We start from the raw sequence: 7,971 nt of genomic DNA, 5'->3' as shown, positions 1-7,971 counted from the left end.
TGCGGAAATTTCTCTTGCAGCCCTTTGACGACCTCTTGGTCTTCAAAAAACAGCACGGTGCCGGCACCAGCGGCAAAGCTGTTGACCTTCTGCTCAGTAGGCTCAAAAGAGCCAGCAGGTACGATTTTACGCAGCGTTTCCATGACTATCTGCCAGAACTTGTCGTGCTGTTCGTTGAACAGAATAACCGCACGCGAGCTTTGTGAGTTGAACGACGTGGGTGCCTGCTTAACGGCTTCTTTGATCAATGCCGCTGTATCGTCTTGGTTGATGGCAATGTCTTTGCCGATGACATACTGGCTACGACGCTTCTTGAAGATTTCAATAGCTGGGTTAGACATTTAGCGCTCCTTCTCTATTTATCCGAATTTTTGAGGGGGAGATAACCCCAAAACATTGAAAATGAATTTAATACACATCCGGATTAGAAACCATGGAGAAAAATCAGCGGTTTCAGTGAAAAAAATCCTTTTACTCATCTCTCTAATGATATCCGCAGGTATCTAAGGCCGATCAAAGCACGCTATTGCGCGCTTTCGGCCAATCTTTTTTGTGCCAGACGCTTGGCGCCCGCAATATCCTGCTTGCCTGACCCCAGGCGAGGAAGGGCATCCACGGTAAGCCAGTCACTGGGCACCATCATTGATTTCGTGCCGTTGGCGAGCATAGCGGCTTTTACAGTGCTGGCATCTACAGGGGTTTCCGATAGCAGTACAATGCGTTCGCCTTTACGGCTATCAGGGATGTTGACCGCCATTAGCACGACGTCAGGCTCCTCAAGTGCGGCTTTAACGGCCTGTTCTACGGCGCCTAGCGCGACCATTTCGCCGCCAATTTTGGCAAATCGTGCGTAGCGGTCAATCAGCGTTAAAAAGCCGTCTTCGTCGAGAAACCCTTTGTCCCCCGTGACGTACCAGCGTTGGCCATCAATGTCGCGTAGTGCCTTGGTCGTGCGTTTAGCATCGTTAAGATAGCCCTGCATGACCTGTGGGCCACTGATCAAAATCATACCGGCTTCGCCAGTAAGTAGTTCTTCGAAGCTTTCAGGCGAAACGATTTTGCAACCCGTGCCGGGCAGCGGCATGCCAACGCTGCCAATTTTGCTACCGCGCTGCACCTGCTGGTAATGAACGCCGATGGCATCCGGTAAATTGACCGAGGCAACCGGTGACGTCTCCGTCGCGCCATAGCCTTCATAAATCGGTTTGTGGAATTTCAGCGCAAAGCTTGTACGCACGCTGTCATCAAGCTTTTCTGCGCCGGCCACGATCACCCTCAGGCTATCCAGCATTAGCGGATGCACCTTTTGGCTGCGTACGAACAGGCGTAGAAGGCTGGATGTGCCAAACATAATGGTCGCTTTGTGCTTAGCAACCGCGCCGGCTATGCCGGGGGCGTCGGTTGGGTCGGCGTGGCACACTAACGGTAACCCCTCGATGAGCGGTAGTAGCTGCGTGACGGTGAGGCCAAAGGCATGAAACAGCGGCAGCGATCCCATCACAACGTCGTTGCTTTGTGTATTAAGAACGTCAGAGGTCTGTTTGATGTTGGCCATGAGGTTGCGGTGGCTCAACATCACGCCCTTAGGCTGACCTTCGCTACCGCTGGAGAACAGAATCGCGGCCGTCGCATCGGCATCATGGTTACGGCTAAAGCAGCGCTGTAATAGCCACATGGGCAGTAGGCGTACGGCAAGCCAGGTGCTGACACGCTCGGCGCGGCTGATCGTTGACTCTAGGGTTTCTAGATACACTACTTGCTGCTGGTCAAGTAGCTGATCAACAGCTAACCCGCGCTGGGCTAGCATTGCGACAAAGCGCTTTGAAGTGAACACCGTTGTAATCTCTGCCTGAGCGAGCACAGATGCCAGGGCGTCTTGGCTCGCCGTGTAATTGAGGTTCACAACGGTTTTACCCGCCAGCAGCGTGGCCATGTTGGTGATCACTCCAGCGCGGCTGGTAGGCAGCAATAGGCCAACGTTTTGCCCAGGGCAAAGCTTAAGGATGCGTTTAGATAGTAGCACGCTGGCGGTTAACGCTTGGCTGGCACTTAGCGGGCGCCCAAGGGTGTCGGCTAGCGCAAGCTCGCCTGGGCGGCGCTTAACGCTTTGAATCCAGGCATTAGCAAGCGTGGGTAGCTCGCCCATGGCCCGCTGCCAAGAGCGGCTTGCCTGTTCAAAAATACGTCGTTTGAGCACATCGGCGGGCGTGTCTTTGGGCAGTGGTTTTCCAAAAGCGACCACCACCGAACGGTGCAGCGGGGCATTGCGCAGCTCTTTGAGCTTACTCGATGAGTGTGAGAACTGGCTGCCCCATAGCCCACGCAGGTAGAACGGGACGATTTTAACGTCAGGATTGGCCATTTTACAGGCGCGTTCATAGCCACGCCGAAATTCGCCTAGCTGGCCATTGCGACTAATCGCTCCTTCAGGAAACAAACACACCACTTCGCCGGCATTGAGCAGCTCGGCTACATCGCTTAGCGCCTGTTCGGCAGCGGCACCGCGTTCGATAGGAATACAGCCCAGCGCCTTAAAGAACCAGCGTAGATACCAGCGCTGGTAAATGCTTTTTAGCATGACAAAACGTACGGGCCGCGGGCTGGCAATTTGCACCATAGCCCAATCTAACCAGCTGATATGGTTGCCCAGCAGGAGCACGCCACCCTGTGCCGGTAGGTTTTCCAACCCGTGAACATCCACGCGATAGCGGCGCGTGAGCAGAAAGCTTAGCAGAAGGCGCACTAGGCTTTGGGGTAGCTTGCAAATAGTGTAACCGCCGCCGACCATGGCCACGGCCGCGATGAGAAGCAGCAGATAGTGACTATCCACACCGGCCAACGCAAATAGCGCCGTGAGCATCAAAAAGCCCAGCATGGCGATATTTTGAATCCAATTGTTGGCAGCCAGCACGGTGCCTAATTCGTGGTCGGCTGCGTGAAACTGGATCAGCGCATTCAGCGGTACGATAAACAGCCCGCCCATGATGCCAATAAACACGAAATTTAGCGCTTGGCTAAGCGGCGTTGATAGCAGGGGCAGGCACCATAGTCCCGCGGCCACGCCGATAGCGCCCAAGGGAATAAGGCCGGTTTCAATACGGTTGCGGGAAAGCTTACTTGCCAGTAGCGACCCGGCGGCAATGCCAATGCCGCTCGCGGCGAGAATTCCCTGCAGCACAAGCGTGTTATCGATACTTAGCGCATCTTTCGCATAGGCGGGGAAGGCGGCCAGCAGCACTTGGCCAACGGACCAAAACGTTGCAAGGCCGATAATCGCCAGCCTGAGCACAGGCTGGCGCGCCACGATACGCAGGTTGTCTTGTAGCGCGCGGCCTTTAATATAGCGCTGCCAGGTAAGCGGTGTTTCGGAGCGTGGCGTGTTGTCCAATGGCAGGCGATACAGCGTGACCACTTGGAGGGCGCTATTGAGCACGAGCAGCCAGCCCAGCGGTGCAATGTGGCGTAACAGCTGCGCTGGTGTTTGATCATCAGGCGATACCCAGGTTTCAAACAGCGCAGTAAAGGCCACGGTGCCCGCTAAAATAGCGCCGATAGTGACCGCCTGAATCAGCCCGTTGGCTTCCGCCAAACGTGGCTTGCCGAACAGCCCCTTTACCAAGCCGTATTTAGCCGGGGAGTAAAAAGCCGATTGAATGGCAAGCAGTAGCGTCATCGCGAACGCTAACCAGAACCACCCCTGGTAGTACGCGGCGGTGATGCCGAGTGAAATAGCCACTGCCGCCCAGGCAGAAACACGCATGACGCGCACCTTGGGGTAGCTATCAGCCATATGGCCAGCGGGACTAAACATTAAAATAAACGGCAGCAAAATTAAGCCATTGACCAGGGCCGTGAGTACGACCTGGGCGGTGCCGTCATAGCTTTTGAAGATCGTATTCTGAATAACGACCTTGTGACCCAAATCCACAAACGCATTGAGAAAAATAGCGATCAAGTAGGGCCAGGCGCCCCTCATGTGCAGTACGTTTCGCATGTATAAGTTGCCTTATCAATTCCTAGAAGTAGTAGCAATGTGTGCAAGAGGCGATGTTTTTGCAACTCTAATGCGCTAAGTTGTAGCATGGAGGCTTGAGAGTATCTTTATTTGCTACTTTTGGTGCTAGGAGGCGCTTGTGTCCCAGGCCAGTTCACTCATTACGACCTTGAAACACCAGCTTCGTGCTCAGGGTAAAACCTACGCTGATGTCGCCCAGTGGCTGGCCTTAAGCGAAGCCTCTGTTAAGCGCCTGTTCGCAGAACAGCACTTCACGCTCGCGCGGCTTGAGTGCATTTGTGATCAGCTTAATATCGAGTTCGCCGAGCTGGTGCAGGCCATGCAGAATGACGAGCAGCGTTTACAGCAGCTGACCCAGGCCCAAGAGCAAAGTATTGTCGATGATCGCGAGCTGTTTCTGGTCGCTGTGTGCGTCATTAATGGCTATAGCTTCAACGAAATCCATCATCAATACCAGTTGAGCGAGGCCGAATGCACACAGCAACTGGTTAAACTTGAACGGCTTAAGTTGATCGACCTGTTGCCAGGTAACCGGATAAGGCGCCGGGTAGCCGCGAATTTTCGCTGGCGCCCGGGGGGGCCGATCCAGTGCTTTTTCCAGCAATATCTAGCCAGCGAGTTTTTTCGCTCCCACTTTGATAGTGACAGCGAAAAGTTAATGGTATTGAACGGCTTGTTGTCCCCCGCGGGCAATGACGAGTGGCAGCAGACGATGCAGCGTCTCGCGAAAGAGTTTCATGCCCTGTGTGAGCGGGAAAGTAGCCTGCCCATCAATAAGCGCTTTGGCACCACGTCTGTGCTAGCCGTTCGCCAGTGGCAATCGGCATTGTTTAAAGAGTACACACGGGTAGATCGTGAACGTCGCTAAGCAGCCACTATATTGTGCGGAAGTTGGTGGCTTCCTGCTGCAGCCAAGTAACGAAGCGAGCTACCGCCGGTGGCATATCTCCTTCGATAGGCAGAAGTAGATCGTAGGTTAAAGGAGGCGCCAGCGAGTATCTGTCTGCAAAAGGGCGTACCAAAACACCGCTAGCGAGCCGATCAGCGACCAAAGGGTAACTAGCAAGTACTACGCCTTGCCCGGCAATAGCCTGATCGAGTGCCAGGCTGTATAGCGAGTATTGCCGCTGATTGGGTTTTTTGTGCATCGCTACCCCTGTGCTTTTAAACCAGTCATGCCAGTTTGGTATTGGATGGCCCGCATGACGACACCAGTCCACGGTGAGCAATGTCTGGGTTAGCAAGTCGCTAGGGGCTTGCAAGTTTGCCTGTTTGAGTAGGGATGGTGAACAAACGGGAAAGAGGGTGTCTTCAAACAGTCGCAGACTGGTAACACCCGGCCAGGGGCCTTGGCCATAGCGCAACGATAAGCGTGCTCTGTTAGGCAACCATAACGGTGAGATTAAGCGCGCTTCGGCATCCAGGGATATTTCAGCTTGTCGTTCGCTAGCTTCAAAGTGGGGCAGGCGAGGTAGTAGCCACAGCTGTAGAAAAGAAGGCGGTGCACTCAGTAGCAATTGAAAGGCATCTGCGGAGCGTTCGGTGACATGCTGTACGCCGTTGGCGATACGCAACAGGCCGGCTTGCACATCTTCAGCCAGCATACGGCCCGCTTCAGTGGCACAAACCCCATTAGCATGGCGTTCAAATAGCTTCACGCCCAAGCGGTCTTCTAACAGTTTAACCTGTCGGCTGACTGCACCCGGGGTGACATCTAGGCGGTGTGCAGCGGCTTTGAAGCTATTTTCTCGCATCGCTTCGGCAAACGCGCGCAGTGCATTCAGTGGCAGTCTTTCAATTCTCATGACGTGAGTTTTCCTGAGTCTAGGCCTGAAAAGTAATCGTTTGTATAAAATCGAACCTCCTGCTGAAATGGCCACCTTGATCTTACAGGGACACTGAATGAATCATCAAAAGACTTCCTCATTTGCGCCTGCCGCTATTGCTCAGCGTAGGTCGGTAGATGGCACGGCGGCATCGCTAATGCTGCTATTTTGCTTAGTGTTAGGCTTCCAGCAAGTGGCCATTAAAGGCGTGGCTCAAGATATCTCACCCGTTGTACAAATAGCATTGCGCTCCGCTATTGCTGGGTGCCTGGTAGGGTTGCTCGCCTATTGGCGGGGAATTCGCTGGAAACAGGTGGGCCATCACTGGGGCCCTGGGTTACTGGTTGGGCTCGGATTTGCTGCTGAGTTCGGTTTTGTTGCATGGGGGCTTAACTATACGCTTGCATCCCACATGTCGGTCTTTCTTTATACGGCTCCCATTTTTGCAGCGTTGGGATTACATCTTTGGGTGCCCGGTGAGCAGCTTTCAAGCCGCCAGTGGTGGGGCGTTGGGCTGGCGTTTTTAGGCATGGTGATAGCGATGGCGCCAAGCGGTGCTTATGGCATCGACATTATCATCGGTGATGCTCTGGGCTTGCTTGCCGGTCTTTCATGGGCGGCCACAACTATTGTTATTCGCAAGACCTCGCTTTCTGAAGCGCCTGCAGAGCTTACTCTAAGCTATCAGCTAAGCATTACGGCTCTATTGTTACTGCCGGTGGCTGCTTTGTCGGGCCAATTAATGAGTGCGCAGTTTACGTCCATGGCTGTCGCCAGTCTTGGCTTTCAGGCGCTGATTATTTCGTTTGCCGCGCTGATGCTGTGGTTCACATTGCTGCGCCGTTACCGCGCTTCACAGTTAGGCGTGTTCTCTTTTCTCGGCCCGCTTTTCGGCGTGCTTTTTGGTACCCTATTGCTCAATGAGCCATTAAGCACCAATTTTCTAATGGGTGGAGGCGTTATCTTACTTGGCATTGTCTTGGTGACGCGCTAAGCCCACAATCTGCGAATAATCCACGATGAGTATAACTCCTTTTCAAGCCTTGGCTTGCCCACTGGATGGTAAGCCGCTAACAATGGCGAACAACGCTTGGCGCTGCACTGCCGGGCATGGCTTTGATATCGCTAAGCAGGGCTATGTGAACCTGCTACCGGTGCAGCAAAAGCGCTCAAGCGACCCTGGCGATAGTAAAACCATGGTGGCTGCACGTCAGCGCTTTCTTGACGCTGGCTACTATCAGCCAATTGCAGACGCAGTGAGTCGTGCCGTGTTGGGTCAGGGGGAGCGTCAGTCGACACGCGATGCGCCGTTTAGCTGTTTGGATGCAGGCTGTGGTGAAGGTTACTACCTGCGCCAGTTAGCCAACGCAGCGCAGCATACGTTACCACTGGCGCTGATGGGGCTGGATATCTCAAAGTGGGCGGTGCTAGCCGCGGCAAAGCAGGGTAGCCGGCTGGGGAGTCAACAAGAACATAGTCAAACGCCGCAAAGCCAATGGGTGGTCGGCAGCAATGCGCATTTGCCGGTTCAATCACAAACATTAGACAGTGTGTTGTGCATGTTTGGCTTTCCCGTCATTGGCGAATTTGCGCGCGTGTTGAAGCCAGGCGGCATGCTGTTACAGGTTGAGGCGGGACCAAGCCATTTACGCGAGCTGCGAGAAATTATTTATCCCACCTTAAAGCCCGAGCGTCCAAGTGAGTCAAAGGTGTCGGAGGGTTTTATACATCACCATACTGAGCGCCTCTGCTACTCGCTTGCACTTGATGGCGCTAAAGACATTGCGGATCTGCTGGCGATGACGCCACATCTTTATCGGGCTAGTGCCGAAGGCCGTGCTCGCGCTGGAGCGCTTGAAGCACTGTCGATTACGGTAGAGGTGCGCCTGGTGCAGTGGTTGCGAAGTGAGTAGGGCTCTCAAGCGCAATTGTTAACTAACAAACGCAACAAGGCCCGCATAAGCGGGCCTTGTTATTCGAACCTAGAAAGGTTCGAGCAAACTCAAAAGCACTATGTTTTAAAAAACTTAGACTTAAGAGATTTGCTTGATATTTGACGCCTGAAGACCTTTCTTGCCCTGGGTAACGTCAAAAGAAACGTTAGCGCCTTCTTGCAGGGTTTTGAAGCCG

7 protein-coding genes are annotated in these 7,971 nt (G+C 53.8%); 3 read left to right on the top strand and 4 right to left on the bottom strand.

What is annotated here, in order from left to right:
* The coding region (locus ACTH5D_RS02960) for a nitroreductase family protein (RefSeq protein ID WP_441668226.1) at positions 1-341 on the bottom strand (341 nt) is incomplete at its 3' end.
* Positions 342-523: 182 nt separating this feature from the next.
* Positions 524-3,994 carry an acyl-[ACP]--phospholipid O-acyltransferase gene (locus ACTH5D_RS02955; protein ID WP_441668224.1) on the bottom strand — a complete coding sequence of 1,157 codons (3,471 nt, stop codon included), beginning with the start codon at positions 3,992-3,994 and terminating at the stop codon, positions 524-526.
* 139 nt (positions 3,995-4,133) lie between these two features.
* Between ACTH5D_RS02955 and ACTH5D_RS02950 the strand changes: the two genes are divergently transcribed.
* Positions 4,134-4,883, top strand: coding sequence for a helix-turn-helix domain-containing protein (locus tag ACTH5D_RS02950; protein ID WP_441668222.1), 750 nt, complete (start codon positions 4,134-4,136; stop codon positions 4,881-4,883).
* 7 nt (positions 4,884-4,890) lie between these two features.
* On the opposite strand, the gene ACTH5D_RS02945 is transcribed toward ACTH5D_RS02950, so the two are convergent.
* Positions 4,891-5,820 carry a LysR family transcriptional regulator gene (locus ACTH5D_RS02945; RefSeq protein WP_441668220.1) on the bottom strand — a complete coding sequence of 310 codons (930 nt, stop codon included), beginning with the start codon at positions 5,818-5,820 and terminating at the stop codon, positions 4,891-4,893.
* Positions 5,821-5,917: 97 nt separating this feature from the next.
* Between ACTH5D_RS02945 and ACTH5D_RS02940 the strand changes: the two genes are divergently transcribed.
* Both ACTH5D_RS02940 and ACTH5D_RS02935 read left to right on the top strand, forming a co-directional pair.
* A complete protein-coding gene (locus ACTH5D_RS02940; RefSeq protein WP_441668218.1) occupies positions 5,918-6,835 on the top strand; it encodes a DMT family transporter in 918 nt (305 codons plus the stop codon).
* 25 nt (positions 6,836-6,860) lie between these two features.
* Positions 6,861-7,754, top strand: a complete 894-nt coding sequence (locus tag ACTH5D_RS02935) for a putative RNA methyltransferase (RefSeq protein WP_441668216.1) — start codon at positions 6,861-6,863, stop codon at positions 7,752-7,754.
* A 120-nt stretch (positions 7,755-7,874) separates the two neighbouring features.
* Here ACTH5D_RS02935 and ACTH5D_RS02930 read toward each other — a convergent pair.
* On the bottom strand, positions 7,875-7,971 hold a 97-nt coding region (locus ACTH5D_RS02930), incomplete at its 5' end, for a cold-shock protein (RefSeq protein ID WP_441668336.1).

Origin of the sequence: Halomonas sp., from assembly GCF_052095695.1 — a bacterium.
Taxonomy (GTDB): domain Bacteria; phylum Pseudomonadota; class Gammaproteobacteria; order Pseudomonadales; family Halomonadaceae; genus Vreelandella.
The sequence above is the reverse complement of the archived record's forward strand: the minus strand, read 5'-3'. Positions and strand labels throughout refer to the sequence as shown.